Genomic DNA, 24601 nt, shown 5'->3' with positions numbered 1-24601 from the left:
CAAGCTGAATCGCCGCATGACGCGGTAGCCGCCGTGCGGTACCCGCCTGTCGGCGGCTCGGTTACCTTGGCGGCACCGCTACTGTCATGGAAGGGCCGTCATGCGCATCGCGCTCAAGATCGTGCTGGCTGTCGGCACGCTGCTCGCAGCCACGGGCTTCGCCGCGCGCGACGCGCAGGCGCAGGGTTATGGCGATCGCGGCCAGCCCCAGGAAGTCTATTGCGCCAGCAACGACACGCGCGGCTCGCGCTGCCAGATGCCGTGGCGCGATTCGGTGCTGACCCGGCAGATGTCCAAGGCGGCCTGCATCGAGGGCCAGACCTGGGGCAGCGATCCCTACAGCGTGTGGATCAAGGGCGGCTGCCGCGGCAACTTCGGTGATGCGCGCGCCTACGGCTGGCGTGGCCGCGACCGTCACGACCGCGGTGACGACCGTGGCGGCCAGGAGGTCTACTGCGCCAGCAACGACAGCCGCGGCACCCGCTGCCAGATGCCGTGGCGCTACTCCGTGCTGTCGCGGCAGATGTCCGACGCGGCCTGCATCGAGGGCCGCACCTGGGGCAGCGATCCCTACAGCGTGTGGGTGAAGGGTGGTTGCCGCGGCCAGTTCCGCGACGCCCGGGGCGACCGGCCGCGCTGGTAGTCCGCCGTCTCCGGCGCGCCGCGTCAGGGCTGCGGGAAGGCAGCTGCCCGGCAGCCTGCTAAAATCCCCGGTCTTTCCTCCCGTTTCCCAGGGGCTGCGGCCCGGAGTTCCAAGCGCATGCGCACGCATTACTGCGGCCTCATCGACGAGTCGATGGTCGGCCAGACCGTCACCCTGTGTGGCTGGGTCAACAAGATCCGCCTGCAGGCCCATGTGGCCTTCGTCGACCTGCGCGACCACGAGGGCCTGGCGCAAGTGGTGGTGGAGCGCGACAACGCCGAGGGGTTCGCGGTGGCCGGCGAGCTGGGCAACGAATACTGCGTGCGCGTCACCGGCACGCTGCGCAAGCGCCTGTCGGTGAACGACAAGCTGCGCACCGGCACGGTGGAAGTGCTGGCGGACACGGTGGAGATCCTCAATGCTGCGAAGGACCTGCCGTTCGCGTTGCACGAGAATCCGAACGAGGACATGCGGATGACCTACCGCTACCTCGACCTGCGCCGCCCCGAGATGCAGGCGATGATGCGCAAGCGCATCAGGCTGGTGCAGGCGTTGCGGCGTTATCTCGATGCGCGCGGCTTCCAGGACATCGAGACGCCGATCCTCACCAAGGCCACGCCCGAGGGCGCGCGCGATTATCTCGTGCCCAGCCGCGTGCATCCGGGCCAGTTCTATGCGCTGCCGCAGTCGCCGCAGCTGTTCAAGCAGATCCTGATGATGGCGGGCTTCGACCGCTACTACCAGATCGCGCGCTGCTTCCGCGACGAGGACCTGCGCGCCGACCGCCAGCCCGAGTTCACCCAGCTCGACCTGGAGTTCGCCTTCGTCGAGGAAAAGGACGTGCAGGACTTCGTGGAGGAGTTGATTCGCCACGTGTTCAAGGAAGTGCAGGGCGTGGAACTGGACGCGGCGTTCCCGCGCATGACCTGGGCAGAGGCGATGCGCCGCTACGGTTCGGACAAGCCTGACCTGCGCATCGCGCTGGAGCTGGTGGACGTGGCCGACGCGCTGAAGCACGTCGAGTTCAAGGTGTTCGCCGAGCCGGCCAACGACGCGAACGGCCGCGTGGCCGCGCTGCGCGTGCCGGGCGGCAGCACGCTGTCGCGCAAGGAAATCGACGGGCTCACCGAATACGTGGCGCGCTACGGCGCCAAGGGCCTGGCCTGGCTCAAGGTCGAGGATCTCGCCAAGGGTCGCGAAGGCATCAACTCGCCGGTGGCGAAATTCCTCGACGATGCGGCGCTGGACGCCGTGCTGAAGGCGACGGAGGCGCAGAGCGGCGACATCGTGTTCGTGGGCGCGGGCAAGTGGAAGGCCGTCACCGACTTCATGGGCGCGTTGCGCCTGAAGGTCGGCAGGGATCGTGGTCTGGTCGAGGACGCCTGGCGCCCGCTGTGGGTCACCGACTTTCCGATGTTCGAGTACGATGAGGAAGAACAGCGCCACGTGGCCCTGCACCACCCGTTCACCGCGCCGAAGATCGACGACATCGCCGATCTCAAGAGCCACGCCGCCACCGCGGTGAGCCGCGGCTACGACATGGTGCTCAACGGCAACGAGATCGGCGGCGGCTCGATCCGCATCCATCGTCCGGAGATGCAGAGCGCGGTGTTCGAGCTGCTCGGCATCGGCGCGGAGGAGGCCGAGATGAAGTTCGGCTTCCTGCTCAAGGCGTTGAAGTTCGGCGCGCCGCCGCATGGTGGCCTTGCGTTCGGCATCGACCGCATCGCCGCGCTGATGGCCGGTACCGAGTCGATTCGCGACGTGATCGCCTTCCCCAAGACCACCAGCGCGCAGGACCTGATGACCGATGCGCCGTCGATGGTGTCGGAGCCGCAGCTCAAGGAATTGCACGTGCGCGTTGCCGCAGCGGACAAGCTGCACGGCTGAGCCGCGGCGGGCCAGGGACCGGCCGGTTTCGTGACGGACGGGTTTTGCCCCATCGGGGCTGGCTCGTTCGTCGTCTCCGTCGGTGTATCCAGGCACTTTCGCGCATGACCGAACACATCATCCTGCTGCACGGCCTGTGGATGCGCGGTTTCGCGCTGGGCATGCTGCATCGTCGGCTGATCGCCGACGGCTACCGCGTGCACCGCTTCGACTACCTCAGCGTCGCCTCGTCGCAGCAACGCATCCTCGCGCGGCTGCAGGCGCGGATGGGCGAATGCGCGCCCGATGCGGTGCACCTGGTGGGGCACAGCCTGGGTGGTCTCTTGGCGCTGCGCGCCTGCCTCGACGCGGAGACGCTGCCGCCGGGGCGCGTGGTCTGCCTCGGCTCGCCGCTCAAGGGCAGTGCGGCGGCGCGCGCCTTCGCCACGTGGGGGCGTGGCGGCGAAGTGCTGCTGGGGCACAATCGCAGCCTGCTGGAGCAGGGTCTCGAGCGCTGGGAAGGCCCGCGCGAGGTCGGCGTGATCGCCGGCCGCCTGCCGCTGGGGCTGGGGGCGATGCTGGGTCAGCTGGCCGGCGAGCACGACGGCACCGTGGCGGTGGAGGAAACCCGGCTGCCCGGCGTGGCCGACCACTGCGTGGTCGAGGCCAACCACACCGGCCTGCTGTTCTCGCAGGAGGTGACGCGCCTGGTGACCGCGTTCCTGCGGCATGGCCATTTCGACACCACGGCGGTTTGAACGCGGTGCACTGGCGGCGATCCGCCCGTCTTGCGGTAAAATCGTCCGCTTGTCCTTTTTGAACCGAGTCCGGGTGTCCCCATGGGTAGAGGTCCGTCCATCGAAGGCCGCAAGAACGCCGAGGACGCCAAGCGCGCCAAGGTGTTCACCAAGCTGATCCGCGAGATCACCGTCGCCACGCGCGCCGGCGTGGCCGACCCGGCGAGCAATCCGCGCCTGCGCGCCGCGGTGGACAAGGCGCTGGCGGCGAACATGACCAAGGACACCATCGAGCGCGCGATCAAGCGCGGCTCGGGCGCCGACGGCGCCGGCGAGGAGATGCGCTACGAAGGCTACGGCCCCGGCGGCATCGCGCTGATCATCGACTGCTTCACCGACAACCCGGTGCGCACCGTGGCCGACGTGCGTCACGCGCTGACCAGGCACGGCGGCAACCTCGGCACCTCGGGCTCGGTGGCGTTCCAGTTCACCCGTTGCGGCGAACTGGCCTTCGCCACCGGCGGCGACGCGGCGAAGGAAGAAAAGGTGCTGGAAGCGGCGCTGGAAGCCGGCGCCGACGACGTGGTCAACGAAGGCGGCGAGAGCACCGTGCTGTGCGCGCCGGAGAGCTTCGAGGCGGTGCAGCAGGCGCTGATCGCGGCCGGCCTCGGCGCCGAACACGCCGGCGTGGGCATGCGCCCGAACAACCGCGTGGCGGTGACCGGCGAGGCGCTGGAAGCGCTCACCGCGATGCTCGACAAGCTCGACGGCCTGGACGACGTGAGCGAGGTCTATCACAACGCCTTGCTGCCGGCCGAGAGCGGCGGCTGAGCCGCCGTCGCGGCGCCAGAGCGAACCGATTCCGCGATGACGCGCATCCTCGGCATCGATCCCGGCAGTCAGCGCACCGGCGTGGGCATCGTCGACGTCGATGCCGCCGGCAAGCTCACGCACGTGTTCCACGGCGCACTGGCGGTGGCCGGCGAGGCCAGCTTCCCGCTGCGCCTGAAACGCATTTTTGACGAACTGAATGACATCATCGCCGCCCATCATCCGGACGAGTGCGGCATCGAGCGCGTGTTCATGGCGCGCAACGCCGACTCGGCCTTGAAGCTGGGGCAGGCGAGGGGGGCCGCGATCTGCGCGGTGGTGAGTCGGGGAATCGCGGTGCACGAATACGCGGCGACGGAAGTGAAGCAGGCGGTGGTCGGCACCGGCCGCGGCGACAAGGCCCAGGTGCAGCACATGGTCGGCATCCTGCTGGGCCTGAAGGGGCCGCTGCAGGCCGATGCCGCCGACGCGCTGGCGATCGCGGTGGCGCATGCGCACACGCGTGCCAGCTTGCAGCGCGTGGGCATTCCGCGCACGGCCTGGAGGCGGCGATGATCGGCCGCCTGCGCGGCGTGCTGGTTTCCAAGCAGCCGCCGTGGCTGCTGGTGGAAGTGGGCGGCGTCGGCTACGAGCTGGAGGCGCCGATGTCCACCATCTACGACCTGCCGGGGTTGGGCAAGGAAGTGATCCTGCTCACCCATTACGCGCAGAAGGAAGACAGCGTGGCGCTGTACGGTTTTCTGCAGGAGGCCGAGCGTGCGCTGTTCCGCAACCTGCAGAAGGTCAGCGGGATCGGCGCGAAGATCGCGCTGGCGGTGCTGTCCGGCGTGTCGACGAACGATTTCGCGCGGCTGGTGCACGCCGGCGACGTGGTGGCGCTGACCAAGATCCCCGGCATCGGCAAGAAGACCGCCGAACGCATCGTGGTGGAGCTGCGCGACCGCGTGGACGGCATGGTCGCGAGCCTGCCGGGCAGTGCGGCGGCGGGTGCACCGCTGGACGCCTCCGGCGAGGCCACCGTGGCGCTGCAGCAGCTGGGCTACAAGCCCGCCGAAGTCACCCGGCTGGTGCAGAAGGTCGCCGCCGACGGCGACAATGCCGAAACGATCATCCGCAAGGCGCTGCGCGCCGCGCTGGGGAGTTGAGCAAAGTGAGCCACAACGTTGTTGCCGGAGGCGATGCCGCCGCCGAAACCAAGCGGCGCCTCGCCGCGCTGGCCGTGGGCGCCATCGGCGTGGTGTACGGCGACATCGGCACCAGCCCGCTGTACACCTTGCAGACCACGCTGAGCCACGACGGCATGCATCCCACGCCGGCCAGCGTCTACGGCGTGCTGTCGCTGATCTTCTGGGCGCAGATCCTGGTGGTGTCGCTGAAGTACGTGGTGTTCATCATGCGCGCCGACAACAAGGGCGAGGGCGGCATCATGGCGCTGATGGCGCTGGCCCAGCGCTGCGTGCGCGAGCAGCCCCGGCTGCGCTGGGTGCTGGTGATCCTGGGCATCTTCGGCGCGGCGCTGTTCTACGGCGACGGCGTGATCACGCCGGCGATCACGACGCTGGGCGCGGTCGAGGGCGTGAAGGTGATCGCGCCGGGGCTCGAAAAGTGGGTGGTGCCGATCACCGTGGTGGTGCTGATCCTGCTGTTCCTCTTGCAGAAGCACGGCACCGAGCGGGTGGGCAAGCTGTTCGGCCCGGTGATGATGGTCTGGTTCGTGGTGATCGCACTGCTCGGCGTGAACATGATCGTGCGCCATCCGCAGGTGCTGCTGGCGATCAATCCCTGGTACGGGGTGAAGTTCTTCTTCACCCACGGCCTGCAGGCGTTCATCGCGCTGGGCGGCGTGGTGCTGGCGCTGACCGGCGCCGAGGCGCTGTATGCGGACATGGGCCATTTCGGCAAGAAGCCCATACGCGTGGCCTGGTTCAGCTTCGTGCTGCCGTCGCTGGTATTGAACTACTTCGGCCAGGGCGCGCTGCTGCTGATGCACCCGGAGGCGATCGACAGCCCGTTCTTCAAACTGGTGCCGTCGGCCCTGTTGTACCCGATGATCGGGCTGGCCACCGCGGCGGCGGTGATCGCCTCGCAGTCGGTGATCTCGGGCGCGTTCTCGATGACCCGCGAGGCGATGTCGCTGGGCTATTCGATGCGCATGCCGATCGTGCATACCTCGCGCGAGATGTCCGGGCAGATCTTCGTGCCGTGGGTCAACAACTTCCTGCTGCTGATGGTGCTGTTCGCGGTGCTGCACTTCGGCAGCTCCGATCGCCTGAGCGCGGCCTACGGCATCGCGGTGACCGGCACCATGAGCATCACCACGGTGCTGGCGCTGATCGTGGCGCGCCGGCAGTGGGGCTGGAAGCTGCCGGTGGTGATCGCCGCGGGCGTGCTGTTCCTGGTGATCGACCTGTCGTTCTTCAGCGCGAACCTGATCAAGATCGAGTACGGCGGCTGGTTCCCGCTGGTGCTCGGCCTGGCGGTGTTCACCTGGATGACTACCTGGCGCCGCGGTCGCGAACTGGTGGTGCGCGAGATCAAGCAGGGCGGCCTGGCATTGGCTCCGTTCATCACTGCGCTGCGCGAGCATTCGCCGCTGCGCGTGCCGGGCACGGCGGTGTTCCTCACTGCGAACCAGCACGCCGTGCCGCATGCGCTGCTGCACAACCTCAAGCACAACAAGGTGCTGCACGAGCGCAACGTGCTGCTCACGGTGGAGATGCTGGAGTCGCCGGTAGCCGATGCCGACGAGCGCATCCACATCGACGCGATGGGCGACGAGTTCTACGGCATCGCGCTGCGCTTCGGCTTCGCCGAGGACCCGAACGTGCCGCTGGCGCTGTCTCAATGCGCGCGTGCCGGCCTCGGCTTCGACATGATGGACACCACCTTCTTCCTGTCGCGCGAGAACATCGTGGCCGACAAGCGCCGACCCGGCATGGCGCTGTGGCGCGACAAGCTGTTCGCCTTCATGGCGCGCAATGCGCTGCCGGCGACCGCGTATTTCCAGATTCCGGGCAATCGACTCATCGAACTCGGCGCGCAGGTGGAAATCTAGCGGGCCATGGATGGCCCGCACGCCAGCCGATCACGTTGTGATCGGCTGGCGGAGCCCCTGCAGGGCCGGACTGCCCTGCAAGGGCACAAAAAGCGCGGTGGCTCTGGCTCTCGATGCCAGTCCCGCTCAAGCGCCCAACCCGCCATAATACCCCCATGACCGACCCCCGCCTCATCACCCCCGTCTCCCAGCTCGACGACGAGGCGCTGGAGGCGACGATCCGTCCGCGTCGCTTCGCCGAGTATCTCGGCCAGCAGGCGGTGCGCGAGCAGCTGGAAATCTACATCGAGGCCGCTCGAAAAAGGGGCGGTGCGCTGGACCACGTGCTGATCTTCGGCCCGCCGGGCCTCGGCAAGACCACGCTCAGCCACGTGATCGCGAACGAGCTGGGCGTGAGCCTGCGCTCCACCTCCGGCCCGGTGCTGGAGCGCGCCGGCGACCTCGCCGCGCTGCTCACCAACCTGCAGCCGAACGACGTGCTGTTCGTGGACGAGATCCACCGGCTGTCGCCCACGGTGGAGGAGGTGCTGTACCCGGCGATGGAGGATTTCCAGATCGACATCATGATCGGCGAGGGCCCGGCCGCGCGCTCGATCAAGCTCGACCTGCCGCCGTTCACCCTGATCGGCGCCACCACGCGCGCCGGCATGCTCACCGCACCGTTGCGCGACCGCTTCGGCATCGTGCAGCGGCTGGAGTTCTACACGGTGGACGAGCTCACCGCGATCGTGCGCCGTGCCGCGAAGATCCTCGGCATCGCCTGCGCGCTGGACGGTGCCCAGGAGATCGCCCGCCGCTCGCGCGGCACGCCGCGCATCGCGAACCGCCTGCTGCGCCGGGTGCGCGATTATGCCGAGGTGCGCGCCGGCGGCCAGATCACCCTGGCCGCGGCGCAGGCTGCGCTGGACATGCTGAAGATCGACCCGGAAGGCTTCGACGAACTGGACCGCCGCCTGCTCGGCACCATCATCGAGAGCTTCGACGGCGGTCCGGTCGGGGTGGAGTCGCTGGCCGCTGCGCTCAGCGAGGACCGCGGCACGCTGGAAGACGTGGTCGAGCCCTACCTGATCCAACAAGGCTACCTGCTGCGTACCGCGCGCGGTCGCATGGCCAGCGCCAAGGCCTGGCGCCACCTGGGTCTGAACCCGCCGCCGCGCCAGACGCAGGCGGCCGACCTGTTTGCCGGTGGTTCCGCCGATGGCTGAGCGCGAACCCTTCCGCTGGCCGGTGCGGGTGTACTGGGAGGACACCGATGCCGGCGGCGTGGTCTACCACGCCAGCTACCTGCGCTTCCTGGAGCGGGCCCGCAGCGAGTGGCTGCGCGCGCTGGGCATCGGCCAGATGGCGTTCAAGGAGAGCACCGGGCTGGCCTTCCTGGTGCGCGAGATGCAGCTGGATTTCCTGCGCGCCGCCCTGCTGGACGATGAACTGTCGGTGACGGTGGCTGTCAAGGAACGGCGCGCAGCCAGTATCCTGTTCGGCCAGACGATCGAGCACGCCGATGGTGCCTGCCTGGTCCGCGCCAGCGTGCGCGTGGCCTGTGTGGACACCCGGCGCATGCGCGCCGTGGCGATCCCCGCGGACCTGATCCTCGAACCTGCCCCCTGACCACCCAGCCGACGCGGAGTACCCCAAGGCAATGAACGGCGGATTGAACGTTTTCGAGCTGATCGCGGGCTCCAGCCTGCCCGTGAAGGGCGTGCTGCTGATCCTGCTGGTGTTCTCCTTCATGTCCTGGGTCATCATCATCCGCAAGTACGGCCAGACCAAGGCGGCGCTGGAGAACGCGGAGACCTTCGAGGAGCGCTTCTGGTCCGGCGGCGACCTGGCCCAGCTGTTCCGCGAAGTGAGCCACCGCGGTGCCAGCGACGGCATGGAGAACATCTTCGAGTCGGGTTTCCGCGAATTCGCCCGCCAGCGCCAGCGCAAGACCAACGACCAGCGCAGCGTGATCGAGGGCTCCGAGCGCGCGATGCAGGTGGCCGGTACCCGCGAGATCGGCGCGCTGGAGCGCAACCTGGAATTCCTCGCCAACGTCGGTTCGATCAGCCCCTACGTGGGCCTGTTCGGCACGGTGTGGGGCATCATGGGCGCGTTCCAGGGCCTGGGCGACATGAAGGACGTCACCATCGCCGTGGTCGCGCCGCACATCTCCGAGGCGCTGATCGCCACCGCGATGGGCCTGTTCGCGGCGATCCCCGCGCAGTGGGCCTACAACCGCTACGCCACCAAGGTGGAGCGCATCGCCTCGCGCTATGACGTGTTCCAGGAGGAGTTCTCCTCCGTGCTGCAGCGGCAGATCCAGTCCGACGACGCGGCCTGAGCGGAGCCGCAGCCATGCCAACTCTCCGGCGCGAGAAGCGCTACAAGCTGAAATCCGAAATCAACGTCGTGCCCTACATCGACGTGATGCTGGTGCTGCTGATCATCTTCATGGTCACCACGCCGATGCTGAACTCCAACGTCGACGTGAACCTGCCGCAGGCCGACGCCAAGGCGCTGCAGGCCAAGAAGGACAACCTGATCGTGCAGGTGGCGAAGGACGGCACGCTCGCCCTCGTGGTGGGCAGCGGCAAGCCCGAGCCGGTGGACGAGGCGGGGCTCCAGGCCAGGGTCAAGGCCTTCAGGGATGCCAACCCGCAGCTCAGCGTGCTGGTGGCCGGTGATACCGCTGGCAACTACGGCGGCGTCTACAAGGTGCTGGCGACCCTGCAGCAGGCCGGTGTCGACAAGGTCGGCCTGATGAGCACGCCAGGCGAAGGCCCGGGCCAGGGTCAGGGGTCCCATGGACGACCGTAAGGCGACCCCGCGGGCAGTGGTGCTGTCCGCCGTGCTGCATCTCGGCATCGTGGCGTTCCTGTTCCTCGCGGTGCTGCCGTGCGCCAGCTACGAGGCGTTCTTCAACGCCTTGCACCTGCCGGCGTGGATGAACCCGATCACCTGCTCGCGCCCGCTGGAGCTCAAGGGGCCGGTGATCGAGGCCACCCTGATCGGCCCCACCGGCAGCCCGCCGCCGAAGGCGGTGAAGACCAAGCCGGTCCCGGATACCGTGCCGCCCCCGCCGGCCGTGCCGCCGCCGGTGCCGCCGCCGGTGGTGCAGCCCAAGGTCGCGCCGCTGCCGCCGCCGCCCGAGCATCCCGACCTCAAGGACCAGGAGCGCGTGGTCGAGCAGGGCCTGCAGGAGGCCGAGGAGAAGAAGCTGCAGGAAGAGAAGCAGCGCCAGCGCCAGGCCGAGCTGGACGCGCAGGCTGCGCAGAAGAAAAAGGAAGAGCTGAAGAAGATCGACGATCTGTTCGCGAAGATGGACGCCGCCTCGGCGCAGACCAAGAAGGCGGACAGCAAGGCCAGGCAGGCCAAGCAGCAGCTGGCCGACCTCAAGAATGCCCAGGACAACGGCCAGGCCGACCTGCCCAACGCCGCCCAGCGACAGACCGGCAACAACGCCCAGAACAGCAATCTCTCCGACGAATACGCGGCAGCCATTCAGAATGCGGTCACGCCGAATTGGTTAAGGCCGGATAACATGCCGAAAGTTGCGTGCAAGGTTCACATCGTGCAGCTTCCGGGCGGCGACGTGATGAGCGCCACGGTCGATTCCAGTTGCCCGTACGACGAAGCGGGGCGGCGTTCGGTCGAGAACGCCATCCTGCGCACCAAGACCTTGCCGTACAAGGGTTTCGAAAGCGTGTTCCAGCGCAACCTCACCTTCACTTTCATGCCGCAATGATGAGCCTCATGCGCAAACCGATTTCGCTGTACGCCCTTGTCCTGCTGCTCGCGACGGCGTTGTTCGCCGGCCCGGCGGCCGCCCAGCAGTCCGGGCTCGACATCCAGATCGTCGGTGGTGTGAAGACCGCCACCCCGATCGCGGTGGTGCCGTTCGCCCAGCCCGGCGTGGCGCCGCTGCCCACCGACGTGGCCGACGTGATCCGCAACGATCTCAACCGCAGCGGCAAGTTCCGCTCGCTGGCCAAGAGCGACATCGTGGAGTTTCCCGCCAAGGGCGCGGACATCAAGTTCGCCACCTGGCGCCTGCTCAAGCAGGACTTCATCACGGTGGGCAGCGTCAGCGACGCCGGCGGCGGCATGCTGAAGATCAACTACGAGCTGTGGGACGTGAACAAGCAGCAGAACCTGCTGGCGGCGTCCTACACCGCACCGGCGGGCGATCTGCGCGGCGTGGCGCACCAGATTGCCGACGCGATCTACCAGAAGATCACCGGCGTGCGCGGCGCGTTCTGGACCCGCATCGCCTACATCACCCAGGTCGGCCTGGGCAACAACACCATGTATTCGCTGGTGGTGGCCGATTCGGACGGCTACAACCCGCAAGTGGTGGCGCGTTCGCACGAGTCGCTGATGTCGCCGGCGTGGTCGCCGGACGGCAAGAAGATCGCCTACGTCTCCTTCGAGAGCGGCAATTCGCAGATCTACGTGCAAGACCTCACCACCGGCTCCCGCCAACTGGTGGAATCGCACGCCAAGGGCATCAACGGTGCGCCGGCGTGGTCTCCCGACGGTCGCAAGCTGGCGGTGGCGTTGTCCTACGTGGGCAACCTCGAACTGTTCGTGCTCGACGTGGCCTCCCGCCAGGAGACCCGGCTGACCCACAACCTGGCGATCGACACCGAGCCGGTTTGGGCGCCGGACGGCCAGTCCATCTACTTCACCTCCGATCGCTCCGGCCGGCCGCAGATCTACCAGATTCCGGCCGGCGGCGGCACCGCCCAGCGGATCAGCTTCCAGGGCACCTACAACTCCAACTGCAGCATCAGCTACGACGGCAAGGAACTTGCCATGGTGCAGGGCAACGGGAACGTGTATCGTATTGCAGTGATGGATCTCGGCTTGGGTGGGCAGGTGCATTTCCTCTCGCCGGGACCGCTGGATTTCGGTCCCAGCTGGGCGCCGAACGCCAGCATGCTGTTGTACGGTGCCACTGAAGGTCCACGCGGCGTGCTGTATGCCACCTCGGCTGACGGCATGGTGCGCCAGCGTCTTGCGCTCGCCAATGGCAGCGTGAGCGATCCTGCTTGGGGGCCGTATCGACAGCAATGAATTTTTGACCGCCGCATTCGCGTGCGGCGGTCGATGCCGGGGACGGCCCGCGAGGGTCGCGCCCGGCGTGTTTTGCCGGCCGCAACGCCTTCGCGCGCCAGGGTCAGCCATTGAAGGCGCGCATCACACGCCGTTGATCTTGCAAGACCAAAATAAACAACAGCCGGCCCACCGGCGATTTCGTCCCGTAACCAGTCCGTCACTGTATGCCGGAACTCAACACGTTTGAAGGAACGTCACCATGAATAAGACCGTTCGCGTCGCCCTGGTCGCCCTGCTTTGCGTTGGCGCGGCCGCCTGTTCCAAGAAGCAGGAAACCAAGCCGCAGGCTCCGGCCAGCGAGCCCGTTGCCCAGACCCAGCCGGCCGAGACCAGCGGCAAGTACACGCCGGCCGACCTCAACACCGATGCCTGCCTGCGTCAGCGCGTCGTGTACTTCGACTTCGACAAGTCCGAGATCAAGCCGGAGTTCCAGCAGATCATGGCTTGCCACGCCAAGTACCTGCAGGACCGCCCGATGGCCCAGATGCGTCTGGAAGGCAACACCGACGAGCGCGGCTCCAAGGAATACAACCTGGGTCTCGGCGAGCGTCGTGCGAACGCCGTGTCCAGCGCGCTGCAGGCCAACGGTGGTTCCGCCAGCCAGATCAGCGTGATCAGCTACGGCAAGGAGAAGCCGGTGTGCCGCGAGCACAACGAGGATTGCTGGAGCAAGAACCGTCGCGTCGAGATCGTCTACACGGCCGAGTAAGCGATGAAGCCTCTGGCCAGCAAACTTGCAGCCAGGATCGGCATGGCGGGCGCAATCGCGTCCGCCATGCTTTTCGTGCTGCCGGTATTCGCGCAGGACTCGCGCCTGAGCCTCGCCGACCGCGTCTCCCTGCTGGAGCAGCGGGCGCAGAACAAGGACCAGAGCAGCGCCACGCTGGTCAACCAGCTGCAGCAGGTGCAGTCGCAGCTGCGTGACATGCAAGGCCAGATCGAGGAACTGCAGCATCAACTGCAGCAGCTCCAGGACAAGAGCAAAGACCAATACATCGACCTCGACTCCCGCCTGGGACGCCTCGAGGCCGCCAGCAAGACGGGCGCGGCGCCGGCTTCCGGCAGCAGCGCACCGGCCGCCGCGGGAGCCGCCGCCACGGGCGCGGCCGCCACTGCGGGCAGCGCGGCGAACACGGCACCCGCCGCCAAGGCGCCGCCAGCCAAGAGCGAGAAGCCGCTTTCCGCCGCCGACAACGCCGCGGCACAGGCCGCCTACGACGCCGCCTTCAAGACGCTGCGCGGCGGCGACTACGTCGGCGCCTCGCGCGAGTTCCGCAAGTTCATCGAGCAGTACCCGGATCATTCGCTCACCCCGAATGCGTTCTACTGGCTGGGTGAGTCGTACTACGTCACCACCAATTACAAGGTGGCGCTGGAAGCGTTCCAGCATCTGCTGAACCAGTTCCCGCAGAGCGAGAAGGCGCCCGACGCGCTGCTCAAGGTCGGCTACTGCCAGCTCGAACTGAAGCAGGCGCCGGCCGCGAAGGCCACGCTCGAGTCCGTGGTCAGCAAATACCCCAGCTCCAAGGCCGCCAGCCTCGCGAAGGAGCGGCTGCGCCGCATCCAGGCCGGTTGAGGGCATGGTCGTGAGTGATGCCAGCACCAGCGCGGCCACCGCCGCGCCCGCGGTCGCCGCCGAGCGGCTGCGCATCACCGAGATCTTCCACTCGATCCAGGGCGAGGCCGACGCGATCGGCTGGCCCACCGTGTTCGTGCGCCTCACCGGCTGCCCGCTGCGCTGCGTGTGGTGTGACACCACGTACTCGTTCCATGGCGGCGAATGGCGCGGCATCGACGACATCCTCGCCGAGGTGGCCAGCTACGGCGCGCGGCATGTCTGCGTCACCGGCGGCGAACCGCTGGCGCAGAAGCGCTGCCTGACCCTGCTGCAGCGCCTCTGCGATGCCGACCACGAAGTCTCGCTGGAGACCTCCGGCGCGCTGGACGTGGCGGCGGTCGATCCGCGCGTGCGCAAGGTGATGGACCTGAAGGCGCCGGACTCCGGCGAAAGCGCGCGCAACCTGTGGTCCAACCTCGACCACCTGCTGCCGCACGACCAGGTGAAGATCGTGATCGCCAGCCGCGCCGACTACGAGTGGGCGCGCGGCGTGGTCGCCGAACACGCGATCGACCGGCGCTGCATGGTGCTGTTCTCGCCGGTCTGGGGCAAGGTCGCGCCGCGCGAACTGGCCGAGTGGATCATCGCCGACCGGCTGCCCGTGCGCTTCCAGCTGCAGCTGCACAAGCTGCTGTGGAACGACGCACCGGGAAGGTAGGGCGAGGAGAGAGTGGAGAGGAGTGAGAAGTGAGAGGAAAGCTGCGGCGCCGGCATCCGCTTTCTCCGCGCTCCTTTCCACACACTCCTGTTTCCACCTGTTTTACGCGCTGTGGCCTGTGTCGCCGCGAGCGTTTTCCGGCCGGTGACCGGCCGTAGCCCAGTGGATGAAAACCATGTCTGAAACACTTCCCCGCAAGGCCGTCGTGCTCGTTTCCGGCGGCATGGACTCGGCCGTCACCATCGCCATCGCGCGCGAACAGGGCTACCAGGTGCATGCGCTCAGCGTGGCCTATGGCCAGCGCCACAGTTCCGAGCTGGAGGCTTCCGAGCGCGTGTCGAAGATGCTCGGCGCGGTCGAGCACAAGACCGTGCACATCGATCTGCGCAGCATCGGCGGTTCGGCACTCACCGCCGACATCGCCGTGCCGCTGGACGACGACGCCCACGACGGTGACGGCCACATCCCGGTGACCTACGTGCCGGCGCGCAACACCATCATGCTGTCGATCGCGCTGGGCTGGGCCGAGGTGCTGGGTTCGGCCGACATCTGGTGCGGCGTCAACGCGGTGGACTACTCCGGGTACCCCGACTGCCGCCCCGCCTTCGTCGAAGCCTTCGAGCGGCTCGCCAACCTTGCCACCAAGGCCGGCGTGGAAGGCGCGGGCATCCGCGTCCACGCGCCGCTGATGGCGATGAGCAAGGCCGACATCGCACGCGAGGGCGTGCGGCTGGGCGTGGATTTCGCGGCGACCGTGAGCTGCTACCAAGCCGACGTCGCGGGGCGTGCCTGCGGCCACTGCGATGCCTGCCGCCTGCGCGCGCAGGGTTTCCGCGAGGCGGGCCTGCCCGATCCCACGCGTTACGTCTGAGCCGCCTGTTGCTTGTGTGCTTGCGGCGCAATCCCTAAAATCGCCAGTTCGCTTGATGACGGGTCGTTAGCTCAGCTGGTAGAGCACTGGACTTTTAATCCATTGGTCCCGGGTTCGAGTCCCGGACGACCCACCAAGATTCCCGGAGCGCCCATTGGGCGCTCTTTTTTTGGCCGGATCGCAAGATCGGTCTCAAGATTTCCCCGCGCGCATGCGTCGTGCCGGCCGTGCATGCAATTTGATGACATTTCGCGGAGATAATGTGCATCACGCATGAATGAAAACGCCGTGGCGCCGGGCCGGGTGCGTACGAATGACTTTGCAGCGACTGACGCAAAGGGGCATGTCGACACACCCATTCGACCGGCTATCGTTACGCGCAATGCAGGGAGCGACCGGGTGGGGAGCGCACCGACTTTCCGATACGTCGCCTTCGATGCTGTAGAGATCGACCTGGTCGGCCGGCGCATGCAAGTGGCTGGCACGGAGGTCGCGCTGGAGCCGAAGGCGTTCGATGTGCTCGCCCTGCTCGTGCAGGCACCGGGCAAGGCGTTCGCGCGCGATGAGATTCTCGATGCGGTCTGGGGCCACCGGCACGTCACGCCGAGCGTGCTCAACCGTGCGATCAACCTGATCCGCCATGCGCTGGGCGACAGTGCGCACGTCCTGCACACCTTGCACGGTGTCGGCTACCGTTTCGATGGTGAAGTGCGGCATTGCCCGAATCACGAGGAAGCCCGTGCCGTCGTGCCGGCGGCTAACGATGCGGTCGATGCCGGCGTGCCCGTGCAGGTCAGCCGCGGGACGGTGCCGGCCGTCGCCGTGTTGCCGGGACCGTCGCCCGTCCCGGGCGATTCGTCCATGGCAGCGCCGATGCCCGAACCGGTAGCTGTATTGCCTGAAGTACCTGCCGCAAAGCGAACTGCCGCGCGCCGTAGGCGTCTGCGGTTGGCCGCCGGGCTTGTCGTCTTGGCGGTGGGCCTCTTCTCCTGGTATGCGCTGCATCGCGCGACGGCCGGGGCGCCGCCGCCTGCTTCGCCAACCCTGGTCGTACTGCCGTTGCAGGTGATCGGCGACGACAAGAACGAAACCGCCTTCGCCGAGGGGCTGAGCGAGGAATTGACCACGAGGCTAGCCCGCATCGAAGGGTTGCGCCTGATCGCGAGCACCTCGGCCTTCCGCGCGCAACACGACGGTTTCGATGCGGAGCAACTGGCTAATCGCCTGCATGCGACACACGCCATCGAGGGCAGCCTGCGCGAGTCCGGCGACAGCTTGCGCATCGACCTGCGCCTGTTCGAAGTACCGAGCGGAAAAACCATCTGGGCGCAGGGCTACGACCGCAAACCCAGTGACATCTTCGCGATCCAGCAGGACATAGCGCAAAACGTGGCCACGGCGCTCTCGCTGCGCGTCGGACTAGTACCGGACGCGGTGAAGGCGCCTGATCCGGAGGTGTTCCGCGAATACCTCGAACTGCGCCATCGCTTCCTCACCCACAACGGCGCGGGCTGGGGCGAAGCGGTAACGGCGTTGGCGGTGCTGGCGGCGCGCGCGCCCGACTTTGCGCCGGTGCAAGGCTTGCAGGCGATGATGCTCGCCGATGGCGACGAGGGTGACAAAGACGACGAAGCCGTGCGCGTGGCCCAGCACACGCTCGCCCTGAATCCCAGCGACAGTTATGCCCATGTCGCCCTGGGCCTGGTCGCTTCGCATCGGCACGACTGGATCACGATGATGAAGGAATGCCGCGTTGCGCTCGCGCTCAATCCGTCCGACGAGTTCTTGCACCTCGTCATCGGCATGACCCTGGCCCGGCTCGGCTACGGCGAGCAGGCGTTGGCGGATTTCCAGGCCGGTTACGCTTCCGATCCGCTCGGCTACTACATCGTATTCAACCTCGGCAGCGAGCTTGATGTGCTTGGCCGCCACGGTGAAGCCAAGCACTATCTCGACATGTTGCCGGCACTGGATCTGGATCGCTCGGGATTCACCGCCATGGCGCGCTGGCGCAACGCCATATTCCGCCATGATCTCGCCGCAGCGCGCGCGTTCGCGGCGCAAATGCCGGAGGACGACGGCGCCAGGAAAGCCTATGCGGCGACGACCGAGGCGGTGTTCGACGCCAGCAAGTGGCCCGCCGCGGAAGCGGCCAACGCCGGGTTCGAAAGCAAGGTCGGTCTTACTGAATTGCGCCGCTTCGATCCGAAGCGGAACGCGCCCGCCCTGCTGGTCGAGTTCGAGTCCACCGAGCAGGACGTCTTCGGTGCAGGAATGTTGTGGGCCGCGGAATTCGCGCCGTTGCGCCATGACCCGGCCTTCCAGGGCTTTCTCAAGCGCATGAATTACATCGACTACTGGAACGCCAACGGCTGGCCGCCGCAGTGCAAGCCGGAAGGTGGCGGCGCGCGCTGCAATTGATGCATGACGCCGTGGCTCCCGGTACGGCGTCCGAAAGGTATTGCGCCGTGGTGTCGCGTGTTCGGCGACACCCCTGGGCGGGTCGGCCCGTGGGTGAATCGGCCTGTGGGTGAATCGGTATGTTCCGGTGACGACTTCACACGAACCGGGTGCGACCGGGATCCCGCCGTTCCCCATGCCGTTGGGCGCCGCCCCGACCAGGCCGTCGCGGTCGTGAGGGCTGCAGTTCCGGAAGCCACCTAACCGAACCATCATGACCCAGGCTATTTCTTGGCGATCCCCTCATTGAACCATCATGACCCGGGCCCCTTGCTGCGCGCAGCTTGTCCCGAGGGCACACGCGGGGTGTGGCCCGCTCCAGCACGGAGGGGAAAACCATGAATACTCGTTTGCACACGGTTGCCGCCTTGACTGCGATCAGCCTGTCGATGCTTGTTTGCCACGGCGCAAAAGCTTGCAGCGCCGCTGATGGGGCGCCTGGACAGATGGCGATGTTGCCGGCCGGTTCGCCGGGTGTCCTGGCCACCAGCGCATCCATGCTCAACGTGGGGGACGCCGTACCGGGCATGACCAATCCCTTGCAGCAGATGGAGCCGATCACGGGCTTGTACACGGTCACCTTTACCGCTGAAGGCAACGCAAGCATTCCCGACGGCAAGGTGATACTCGGCGGTTTGGACACCTGGCATGCCGACGGCACCGAGTTGCTGAATTCCAACCAGACGCCGCTCAGGCAGGCCTTCTGCATGGGTGTCTGGACGCGCACCGGGCCGCAGGATTACCGGCTCAATCACTGGGCGTTGCTCTGGACAACCACCGGCGCGACCTACGTTGGCCCGGCCCAGGTCCGCGAGTACATCCGGCTGAGCCGTGATGGAAACAGCTATGCCGGCAATTTCATCCTGATCCAGTACGCTCCGGACGGCACCACCCAGCTCAGCAAGGCCCTGGGTACCGTCACAGGGACGCGCATCAAGCCGTAGGGGAGTCCAGTGGAAGGCGGTCGCCGGATACGGGTGAACCCGCATCCGGCAGGATCGTCGAATCCGCCGCCGTTCAGCGCGTGCCGACCACCAGCGCAGTGAAATCCTTCACCGGCGCGCCGCGCGGTGCGGGGGCGGCGGCGACCAGCCAGATGCGGTGGGTGGCCTTGTCCAGCGCCATGGTGCGCGCGCCGACCTGGGTGGGCACGTTCGCCACGACGCGGTAATGGTTGGCATCGTCCTCGTGCACGATGGTCAGCGTGCCATCGTGGTTGGAGCTGTAGACCAGTCCCGTGGCGGGGTCGAAGCGGGCAGCGTCCGGACCCTTGCCGATCGCCACGGTGGCGACCTGGTGGCCGTCGTTGGCGTCGGTGACCACCATCAGCTGGTTGTCGCAGACCGAGAACAGGCGGTGCGTCCGGGTGTCGATCGCCAGCCCGCTGGGCGAGTCGCAGGGTGCGAGCTTCCACACGGCGCCGACCTTGTTCGTCTTCGTGTCGATGCGCGCCAGCTCGTTCTTGTCCTCGAGGTTCGCAAACACGTGGCCCTGGCCGTCGCTGACCGCGAACTCCGGGCGGCCGGGCAGGGCGATCTCGGCGATGGCCTTGTCGCTGGCCGGGTCGATCACGCTGGCGTCGCCGCTGTGGCCGTTCATGGTCAGCACGTGGCCGCTGGCCGGATCGAACACGATGGCGTCGGGGCCCTTGCCCGTGATCGGGATGTTGCGCAGGTCTTTCAGCGTATCCAGGTCGATTACGTGGACGCTGTTGGCGGCGCCGTCGCTGACGTAGCCATGGCGCAGCTTCGGCACCAGCGCGATGCCGTGGATGTGCTGCATGCTGGGGATCTCGCCGGCCAGCTTGCCGTCCTTCGTGTCCACCACCATCACGCGGTCGTTGCGGGCGATCAGCAGGTGGTGCGTGGCCGCGTCGATGGTGAGGTAGTCCCAACCGCCGCTGCCGCCCAGCGGATGGCGCTGCAGCACGGCGTAATCCGGCGTGGCGGCGAAGGCCGATGCGGCGACGGCACTGCCGGCGGCGAGGAACAACAGCGAGGCGATGGACTTCATGACGGGCTCCGGCGGGATGATCGACACAGTTCCACCAAGCATGCGCGCCGGATGATTAGCAAACGCTGTGGGCGTTCAGTCCCGCGGGCCCGGCGGCCGGGCCTGCCGCCTGCGCCGGGTAAGGCGCTCGACGGCCAGCGGCAGCAGCGCCAGCAGGGCCAGTGCGCCCATCGGCAGCAGCACCACGGGATGCAGCAGCAGCCCGATGTCGAGCGTGCCGTCGTGGTCCAGCACCGTGCCCAGTCCCGCGCCGATCGAAGTCTCGAACACCAGCGACACAGTGCCGCCCAGCCAGCTGGCGCCCAGGAACAGTCCCAGCGGACAGCGCAGCCAGGCCAGCCCCACGGTGACCGCGCCGAACGGCATCACCGGCACGAAGCGCAGGAACAACGTATAGCTCACCGGGTGACGCTCGAAGCCGTGGTGCAGCCGGGCCGCGAACGGCGGCGGGGGCCGCGTGCCCGCGCCGAAGGCATAGCGGCTGGCGAGAAACAGGATCAGCGAGCCCAGGGTCAGCCCGGCCGAGGAACACAGCGTGCCGTCCACCACGCCGAACGCGAAGCCGCCGGCGAGGATGATCACGATGGTGCCGGGGATGCCGGTGGACATCGCCAGCGCGAGCAGGCCGACGTAGGCCAGCCGACTCAGCCACGGGTGCGCGGCGATGTGCGCGTGCAGCTCGTGTTGATGGGCGACCAGGTGCTGCGGGCTCAGCCGGTCCAGCGCGCCCGAGGCGTACAGCACGATCCCGGCGACCAGCAGCAGGACCAGCGGCAAGGCGGCGCGCAGGCGTTTCAATACGATGCGCCGCGGGCGCCGTAGCTGGCGAGTACGTCGCGCGCCTCGTCGCGCAGGATGTCGCGGCGTACCGCGATACCGCGGCGCACGAGCTCGCCGATCCAGTCGGCGGGCAGCGGGCCCTCGTCGAACTCGGTGAGTTCCTCGACATCCTCGGCGCGCGCGCCGATCAGCAGTTCGTCGATGCCGGCCCACACCGTGGCGCCGTAGCACTGGCAGCAGGGCTGGGCGCTGGTGGCCAGCATGTAGCGGCCACCGTCGGCATTGAGGCGGAAGCTGGCGAGGCGCTGCTGCGCGCTCATGTAGGCCAGCATCTCCGCGTGCGCCACCGAGCAGGTCTGCGGCACCACGCGGTTCACGCCCACCGACACCACGCGGCCCTCCCCATTGAACACCGCGGCTCCAAACGGGCCGCCGGGGCCGTGCTCGATGTTGCGGCGTGACAGCGCGATGGCGAGGCCCACGCGCTCCTCATCGGTGACGTAGCGGCGCGTATCGTCGACGAACTCGTCGACCCATGGCGGCAGGGTGAGGTGGATCTGGCGCGGCAGGAACATCGCGCTCAGACCTTCGCCGCCCAGGTGTCGCGCAGGCTCACCACGCGATTGAATACCGGCGCCTCGGCACGATGGTCGACGCGGTCGGTCACGAAATAGCCCAGTCGCTCGAACTGGTAGTGTTGCTCCGGCGCGGCCTGCGCCGCGGCGGGCTCGACCCAGCCCCGCACCACGCGCTTGGCCTCGGGATTGATGTGCGCGGTCCATGGCCGACCGTCGTCCTCGGCGTCCGGCGCGGCCACGTTGAACAGGCGATCGTAGACGCGCACCTCGGCGTCCACCGCGTGCGTGGCGCTGACCCAGTGGATGGTGCCCTTCACCTTGCGGTCGGCGCCGGGCAGCCCGGCGCGCGATTCGGGGTCGAGCGTGCAGCGCAGCTCGGTGACGTTGCCGGCGCCGTCCTTCAGCACCTCCTCGCACTTCACGATGCCCACGCCGCGCAAGCGCACTTCGCCGCCGGGCACCAGGCGCTTCCAGCCCTTGGGCGGCACCTCGGCGAAGTCTTCGCGCTCGATCCACAGCTCGCGCGCGAACGGAATCTCGCGCATGCCGAAGCTTTCGTCCTTGGGGTGGTTCGCGAACGTGAGCGTTTCCGCGTGGCCTTCCGGCAGGTTCGTGATGACCAGTTTCAGCGGATCGAGCACGGCCATGCGACGCGGCGCGGCGGCGTCGAGATCCTCGCGCACGCAGTTCTCGAAGATCGCATAGTCGATCACGCTGTTCTGCTTGGACACGCCCACGCGCTCGATCAGCAGGCGGATGCCGGCGGCGGTGAAGCCGCGCCGGCGCAGGCCGCGCAAGGTGTTCATGCGCGGATCGTCCCAGCCGTCCACGAAACCTTCGTTCACCAACTGCGCCAGCTTGCGCTTGCTGGTGATGCAGTAGCTGAGGTTCAGTCGCGAGAACTCGATCTGGCGCGGCTTGGCCGGCTTCGCCTCCAGCCCGGCGGCGACCACCGACTGCCACAGCTCGGGATGGTTCGGCAGGTCGACCTTGTCCACGCACCAGTCGTACAGCGGGCGGTGGTCCTCGAATTCCAGCGTGCACAGCGAATGGGTGATGCCTTCCATCGCGTCCGACAATGCATGCGCGAAGTCGTACATCGGGTAGATCGGCCAGGCATCGCCGGTGTTCTGGTGGGTGACCTTGCGGATGCGGTACAGCGCCGGGTCGCGCAGGTTGATGTTGCCCGCGGCCATGTCGATCTTCGCGCGCAAGGTCTTCGCGCCATCGGCGAACTCGCCGGCGCGCATGCGGCGGAACAGGTCGAGGTTCTCCGCGATGGAACGCTCTCGGTGCGGCGAGTTGCGGCCGGGCTCGGTGAGCGTGCCGCGGTATTCGCGCATCTCCTCCGCGTTGAGGTCGTCCACGTAGGCGAGACCGTCCTCGACCAGCTTCAGTGCGGCGTGGTAAAGCACATCGAAATAGTCGGAGGCGTGGCGCAGGTTGTGCCAGTCGTAGCCCAGCCAGCGCACGTCGTCCTTGATGCCCTGGACGAACTCGGGGTCTTCCTTGCCGGGGTTGGTGTCGTCCAGGCGCAGGTTGCACCAGCCGTTGAACTCGCGGGCAATGCCGAAGCTCAGGCAGATCGCCTTGGCGTGGCCGATGTGCAGGTAGCCGTTCGGCTCGGGCGGGAAGCGGGTGTGGATCGCCACATGCCTGCCCGCGGCCAGGTCCTCGCGGACGATCTGGCGGATGAAGTCGCGCGGGCCGTCGGCCGGCGCGGCGGCGGTGGCGGACTCGGCGGGGCTGGACGGGCTCGACATGAAGCGACTCGCGGACTGGCGAAAGAATCCGCGAAGTTTACCTTGTCCCCGCTGGCGACCGAAGGTACGGGGCTGGACGACTCAGTGCGCCGCGATTTCCGCCGGGTTCGCGCAGACCTGGTTGCGGCCCTGCGCCTTGGCCAGGTACAGCGTGACGTCGGCCTGCTTGATCCAGGCTTCCACGTTGGCGTGCCGCGGCCCGACCTCCGCCACGCCGAGGCTGAGCGTGCACGGCTGCACGGACGAGCCGTCGCCGCGGCCGATCCGCTCGACCCGCTGGCGGATCCGCTCGGCCACCTCGCGGGCGCGTTCGAGGCTGGTCTCCGGCAGCACCACGCCGAATTCGTCGCCGCCGAGGCGGCCGGGCGTGTCCACGCTGCGCAGGCTCTCGCGCAGCACCGCGGCGATCTCCTGCAGCAGGGCATCGCCGGCGGCATGGCCGTGAAGGTCGTTGACCTGCTTGAAGCCGTCGATGTCGAGCAGGATCAGCGTGGCCGGCCGCTGGTTGCGCAGGTAGCGGTGCATCTCGTGCGCGGCCGTTTCCAGCCAGTGCGCGCGGTTCGCGAGGCCGGTGAGCGTGTCGGTGCGGTTGAGCTGCTCCAGCAGGCGGTTCTGCTGGCGGATGCGGCGGCCGAACTTGAAGTTCACCGTGCTCAGCCAGACCGGATAGATCGCCATCATCGGGATGCAAGCGACGATGTCGAACATGTCGCTGGTCGGCTGCCAGGCGAAGCCGGTCAGCCATGCGACCAGTGCGCAGGCCGCGATCTGCAGCAGCAGCGCACGCAGCAGCACCCGCCAGCCGCCGGCGCTGATGCGGTCCATCGCCATCATCGAGGCCAGCATGACGCAGGGCAGCAGGTTGAACCGCATCACCGCGATCCACGTCCCCAGCATGACCGAGTCGGTCATCAGGTTGAACTGTTCGTGTCGCACCGGTCGCGTGGCGCGCGCGGCATGCAGCCAGGCCAGGTGCGGCCACAGCAGGCCGTTGACGAGCAGCAGCGACCACAGCCAGGCCGGCGCCTGCTGCTGGTACAGCACGGCCGCCACCGGCAGCATGCCCAGTCCCAGCCCCAGCGTGCGCAGGCGATGGGCCAGGCTCACGAACCTCAAGCCTTCGTCGCGCTTGCCCATAGGCTGGCCATCCCCCGTGTCGCCTTGCGGCGCTACCGGCGCCGCTGGCGCGACGATAGAGCAGATGGCCGCCACGCCGCTACTGGGGCGCCGCGGGGCTTGCTGTCGGCGTGCGGCGGGGCTAGCGTGCGACTCATGCATACCGTCTACCGCGCCGAAAACCTGTTCGATGCGCACCTGGTGAAGGATGCGCTGGAGCATGCGCAGATTCCCGCCTTTATCGCCGGCGAGTACCTCACCGGCGGAGTGGGCCAGCTGCCGGCGCTGGACTATCTCGCGGTGATGGTGCCCGACTCCAGCGTGGACGTCGCCGAGGGTATCGTGCGCGAGGTCGAGGCGCAGCTGGCCGAGGCGCGCGAGGCCATGCGCGAGCTGGGCGACGACGATGCGGCGGACGATCCGTTGATCGTGCCCTGTTGAGTCGCACGGTGTCCGCCTTTGCTACCGATGCGCCGAGGACGGCGCGCCACGTCGCGTGGCGCATGGCC

Annotated in this window: 25 protein-coding genes and 1 tRNA gene; 21 read left to right on the top strand and 5 right to left on the bottom strand. The window is 67.8% G+C overall.

Features of this window, described 5'->3' with window-relative positions; all coding sequences use genetic code 11:
- Nucleotides 1-100 precede the first annotated feature (100 nt).
- The 20 genes from AB7878_RS05525 to AB7878_RS05430 all read left to right on the top strand — a co-directional run bounded on the left by AB7878_RS05525 (nucleotide 101) and on the right by AB7878_RS05430 (nucleotide 18786).
- Nucleotides 101-643: a DUF3011 domain-containing protein gene (locus AB7878_RS05525; protein WP_369493395.1), complete on the top strand. Its 543-nt coding sequence runs from the start codon at nucleotides 101-103 to the stop codon at nucleotides 641-643.
- Between the two features lie 117 nt (nucleotides 644-760).
- Nucleotides 761-2533 (top strand): aspartate--tRNA ligase, encoded by a 1773-nt coding sequence (gene aspS / locus AB7878_RS05520; protein ID WP_369493394.1) that lies wholly within the window; start codon nucleotides 761-763, stop codon nucleotides 2531-2533.
- A 104-nt stretch (nucleotides 2534-2637) separates the two neighbouring features.
- Nucleotides 2638-3270, top strand: a complete 633-nt coding sequence (locus AB7878_RS05515; protein WP_369493393.1) for an alpha/beta fold hydrolase — start codon at nucleotides 2638-2640, stop codon at nucleotides 3268-3270.
- Between the two features lie 81 nt (nucleotides 3271-3351).
- Nucleotides 3352-4080: a YebC/PmpR family DNA-binding transcriptional regulator gene (locus AB7878_RS05510; protein ID WP_077482369.1), complete on the top strand. Its 729-nt coding sequence runs from the start codon at nucleotides 3352-3354 to the stop codon at nucleotides 4078-4080.
- A gap of 36 nt (nucleotides 4081-4116) precedes the next feature.
- Nucleotides 4117-4635, top strand: a complete 519-nt coding sequence (ruvC, locus tag AB7878_RS05505; protein WP_369493392.1) for a crossover junction endodeoxyribonuclease RuvC — start codon at nucleotides 4117-4119, stop codon at nucleotides 4633-4635.
- Nucleotides 4632-5225: a Holliday junction branch migration protein RuvA gene (ruvA, locus tag AB7878_RS05500; protein ID WP_369493391.1), complete on the top strand. Its 594-nt coding sequence runs from the start codon at nucleotides 4632-4634 to the stop codon at nucleotides 5223-5225. The genes ruvC and ruvA overlap by 4 nt, the downstream gene beginning before the upstream one ends.
- Nucleotides 5222-7135: a potassium transporter Kup gene (locus tag AB7878_RS05495; protein ID WP_439653769.1), complete on the top strand. Its 1914-nt coding sequence runs from the start codon at nucleotides 5222-5224 to the stop codon at nucleotides 7133-7135. Before ruvA ends, AB7878_RS05495 begins: the two co-directional genes overlap by 4 nt.
- Nucleotides 7136-7290: 155 nt before the next feature.
- Nucleotides 7291-8340 (top strand): Holliday junction branch migration DNA helicase RuvB, encoded by a 1050-nt coding sequence (gene ruvB, locus AB7878_RS05490; protein ID WP_369493389.1) that lies wholly within the window; start codon nucleotides 7291-7293, stop codon nucleotides 8338-8340.
- A complete protein-coding gene (gene ybgC / locus AB7878_RS05485) occupies nucleotides 8333-8743 on the top strand; it encodes a tol-pal system-associated acyl-CoA thioesterase (protein WP_369493388.1) in 411 nt (136 codons plus the stop codon). Before ruvB ends, ybgC begins: the two co-directional genes overlap by 8 nt.
- A gap of 31 nt (nucleotides 8744-8774) precedes the next feature.
- Nucleotides 8775-9458, top strand: coding sequence for a protein TolQ (gene tolQ, locus AB7878_RS05480; protein ID WP_369493387.1), 684 nt, complete (start codon nucleotides 8775-8777; stop codon nucleotides 9456-9458).
- 14 nt (nucleotides 9459-9472) lie between these two features.
- Nucleotides 9473-9934 (top strand): protein TolR, encoded by a 462-nt coding sequence (tolR, locus tag AB7878_RS05475; protein WP_369493386.1) that lies wholly within the window; start codon nucleotides 9473-9475, stop codon nucleotides 9932-9934.
- A complete protein-coding gene (gene tolA, locus AB7878_RS05470; RefSeq protein WP_369493385.1) occupies nucleotides 9921-10862 on the top strand; it encodes a cell envelope integrity protein TolA in 942 nt (313 codons plus the stop codon). Before tolR ends, tolA begins: the two co-directional genes overlap by 14 nt.
- Nucleotides 10863-10870: 8 nt before the next feature.
- On the top strand, nucleotides 10871-12193 hold the full coding sequence (gene tolB / locus AB7878_RS05465) for a Tol-Pal system beta propeller repeat protein TolB (protein ID WP_369493384.1): 1323 nt from the start codon (nucleotides 10871-10873) through the stop codon (nucleotides 12191-12193).
- 241 nt (nucleotides 12194-12434) lie between these two features.
- Nucleotides 12435-12944 carry a peptidoglycan-associated lipoprotein Pal gene (gene pal, locus AB7878_RS05460; protein ID WP_369493383.1) on the top strand — a complete coding sequence of 170 codons (510 nt, stop codon included), beginning with the start codon at nucleotides 12435-12437 and terminating at the stop codon, nucleotides 12942-12944.
- Between the two features lie 42 nt (nucleotides 12945-12986).
- On the top strand, nucleotides 12987-13811 hold the full coding sequence (gene ybgF / locus AB7878_RS05455; RefSeq protein WP_369493382.1) for a tol-pal system protein YbgF: 825 nt from the start codon (nucleotides 12987-12989) through the stop codon (nucleotides 13809-13811).
- Between the two features lie 4 nt (nucleotides 13812-13815).
- The gene (gene queE, locus AB7878_RS05450) at nucleotides 13816-14511 is read left to right on the top strand and encodes a 7-carboxy-7-deazaguanine synthase QueE (RefSeq protein WP_369493381.1); all 696 of its coding nucleotides are present in this window, start codon (nucleotides 13816-13818) and stop codon (nucleotides 14509-14511) included.
- Between the two features lie 175 nt (nucleotides 14512-14686).
- A complete protein-coding gene (gene queC / locus AB7878_RS05445) occupies nucleotides 14687-15382 on the top strand; it encodes a 7-cyano-7-deazaguanine synthase QueC (protein WP_369493380.1) in 696 nt (231 codons plus the stop codon).
- 60 nt (nucleotides 15383-15442) lie between these two features.
- Nucleotides 15443-15518: transfer RNA gene (locus AB7878_RS05440), tRNA-Lys, on the top strand.
- A gap of 137 nt (nucleotides 15519-15655) precedes the next feature.
- Entirely contained in the window at nucleotides 15656-17803 is a 2148-nt protein-coding gene (locus AB7878_RS05435; RefSeq protein WP_369493379.1) for a winged helix-turn-helix domain-containing tetratricopeptide repeat protein, read from the top strand.
- A 377-nt stretch (nucleotides 17804-18180) separates the two neighbouring features.
- Nucleotides 18181-18786 carry a hypothetical protein gene (locus tag AB7878_RS05430; RefSeq protein WP_369493378.1) on the top strand — a complete coding sequence of 202 codons (606 nt, stop codon included), beginning with the start codon at nucleotides 18181-18183 and terminating at the stop codon, nucleotides 18784-18786.
- 73 nt (nucleotides 18787-18859) lie between these two features.
- Here the strand turns inward: AB7878_RS05430 and AB7878_RS05425 are convergent, their stop codons facing one another.
- The 5 genes from AB7878_RS05425 to AB7878_RS05405 form a co-directional block, all read right to left on the bottom strand.
- Entirely contained in the window at nucleotides 18860-19855 is a 996-nt protein-coding gene (locus tag AB7878_RS05425; RefSeq protein ID WP_369493377.1) for a YncE family protein, read from the bottom strand.
- Nucleotides 19856-19930: 75 nt separating this feature from the next.
- Nucleotides 19931-20653, bottom strand: coding sequence for a TVP38/TMEM64 family protein (locus tag AB7878_RS05420; RefSeq protein WP_369493376.1), 723 nt, complete (start codon nucleotides 20651-20653; stop codon nucleotides 19931-19933).
- Complete coding sequence (locus AB7878_RS05415) at nucleotides 20650-21210, bottom strand: deaminase (RefSeq protein ID WP_369493375.1); 561 nt, start codon at nucleotides 21208-21210, stop codon at nucleotides 20650-20652. Before AB7878_RS05415 ends, AB7878_RS05420 begins: the two co-directional genes overlap by 4 nt.
- 5 nt (nucleotides 21211-21215) lie before the next feature.
- Nucleotides 21216-22976 carry a glutamine--tRNA ligase/YqeY domain fusion protein gene (locus AB7878_RS05410; protein WP_369493374.1) on the bottom strand — a complete coding sequence of 587 codons (1761 nt, stop codon included), beginning with the start codon at nucleotides 22974-22976 and terminating at the stop codon, nucleotides 21216-21218.
- Nucleotides 22977-23057: 81 nt separating this feature from the next.
- Nucleotides 23058-24113, bottom strand: a complete 1056-nt coding sequence (locus AB7878_RS05405) for a diguanylate cyclase (RefSeq protein ID WP_369493373.1) — start codon at nucleotides 24111-24113, stop codon at nucleotides 23058-23060.
- Nucleotides 24114-24248: 135 nt separating this feature from the next.
- Between AB7878_RS05405 and AB7878_RS05400 the strand changes: the two genes are divergently transcribed.
- A complete protein-coding gene (locus tag AB7878_RS05400) occupies nucleotides 24249-24533 on the top strand; it encodes a putative signal transducing protein (RefSeq protein WP_369493372.1) in 285 nt (94 codons plus the stop codon).
- The last annotated feature ends 68 nt before the right edge of the window (nucleotides 24534-24601 follow it).

This window comes from Rhodanobacter humi (assembly GCF_041107455.1).
GTDB lineage: Bacteria > Pseudomonadota > Gammaproteobacteria > Xanthomonadales > Rhodanobacteraceae > Rhodanobacter_A.
This window is presented reverse-complemented; position numbering and strand designations above follow the sequence as displayed.

Coding starts and splice junctions, on each gene's coding strand:
- AB7878_RS05525 (WP_369493395.1), top strand. CDS start 101: ATGCGCATCGCGCTCAAGATCGTGCTGGCTGTCGGCACGCTGCTCGCA.
- aspS (WP_369493394.1), top strand. CDS start 761: ATGCGCACGCATTACTGCGGCCTCATCGACGAGTCGATGGTCGGCCAG.
- AB7878_RS05515 (WP_369493393.1), top strand. CDS start 2,638: ATGACCGAACACATCATCCTGCTGCACGGCCTGTGGATGCGCGGTTTC.
- AB7878_RS05510 (WP_077482369.1), top strand. CDS start 3,352: ATGGGTAGAGGTCCGTCCATCGAAGGCCGCAAGAACGCCGAGGACGCC.
- ruvC (WP_369493392.1), top strand. CDS start 4,117: ATGACGCGCATCCTCGGCATCGATCCCGGCAGTCAGCGCACCGGCGTG.
- ruvA (WP_369493391.1), top strand. CDS start 4,632: ATGATCGGCCGCCTGCGCGGCGTGCTGGTTTCCAAGCAGCCGCCGTGG.
- ruvB (WP_369493389.1), top strand. CDS start 7,291: ATGACCGACCCCCGCCTCATCACCCCCGTCTCCCAGCTCGACGACGAG.
- ybgC (WP_369493388.1), top strand. CDS start 8,333: ATGGCTGAGCGCGAACCCTTCCGCTGGCCGGTGCGGGTGTACTGGGAG.
- tolQ (WP_369493387.1), top strand. CDS start 8,775: ATGAACGGCGGATTGAACGTTTTCGAGCTGATCGCGGGCTCCAGCCTG.
- tolR (WP_369493386.1), top strand. CDS start 9,473: ATGCCAACTCTCCGGCGCGAGAAGCGCTACAAGCTGAAATCCGAAATC.
- tolA (WP_369493385.1), top strand. CDS start 9,921: ATGGACGACCGTAAGGCGACCCCGCGGGCAGTGGTGCTGTCCGCCGTG.
- tolB (WP_369493384.1), top strand. CDS start 10,871: ATGCGCAAACCGATTTCGCTGTACGCCCTTGTCCTGCTGCTCGCGACG.
- pal (WP_369493383.1), top strand. CDS start 12,435: ATGAATAAGACCGTTCGCGTCGCCCTGGTCGCCCTGCTTTGCGTTGGC.
- ybgF (WP_369493382.1), top strand. CDS start 12,987: ATGGCGGGCGCAATCGCGTCCGCCATGCTTTTCGTGCTGCCGGTATTC.
- queE (WP_369493381.1), top strand. CDS start 13,816: ATGGTCGTGAGTGATGCCAGCACCAGCGCGGCCACCGCCGCGCCCGCG.
- queC (WP_369493380.1), top strand. CDS start 14,687: ATGTCTGAAACACTTCCCCGCAAGGCCGTCGTGCTCGTTTCCGGCGGC.
- AB7878_RS05435 (WP_369493379.1), top strand. CDS start 15,656: ATGAATGAAAACGCCGTGGCGCCGGGCCGGGTGCGTACGAATGACTTT.
- AB7878_RS05430 (WP_369493378.1), top strand. CDS start 18,181: ATGAATACTCGTTTGCACACGGTTGCCGCCTTGACTGCGATCAGCCTG.
- AB7878_RS05425 (WP_369493377.1), bottom strand. CDS start 19,855: ATGAAGTCCATCGCCTCGCTGTTGTTCCTCGCCGCCGGCAGTGCCGTC.
- AB7878_RS05415 (WP_369493375.1), bottom strand. CDS start 21,210: ATGTTCCTGCCGCGCCAGATCCACCTCACCCTGCCGCCATGGGTCGAC.
- AB7878_RS05410 (WP_369493374.1), bottom strand. CDS start 22,976: ATGTCGAGCCCGTCCAGCCCCGCCGAGTCCGCCACCGCCGCCGCGCCG.
- AB7878_RS05405 (WP_369493373.1), bottom strand. CDS start 24,113: ATGGGCAAGCGCGACGAAGGCTTGAGGTTCGTGAGCCTGGCCCATCGC.
- AB7878_RS05400 (WP_369493372.1), top strand. CDS start 24,249: ATGCATACCGTCTACCGCGCCGAAAACCTGTTCGATGCGCACCTGGTG.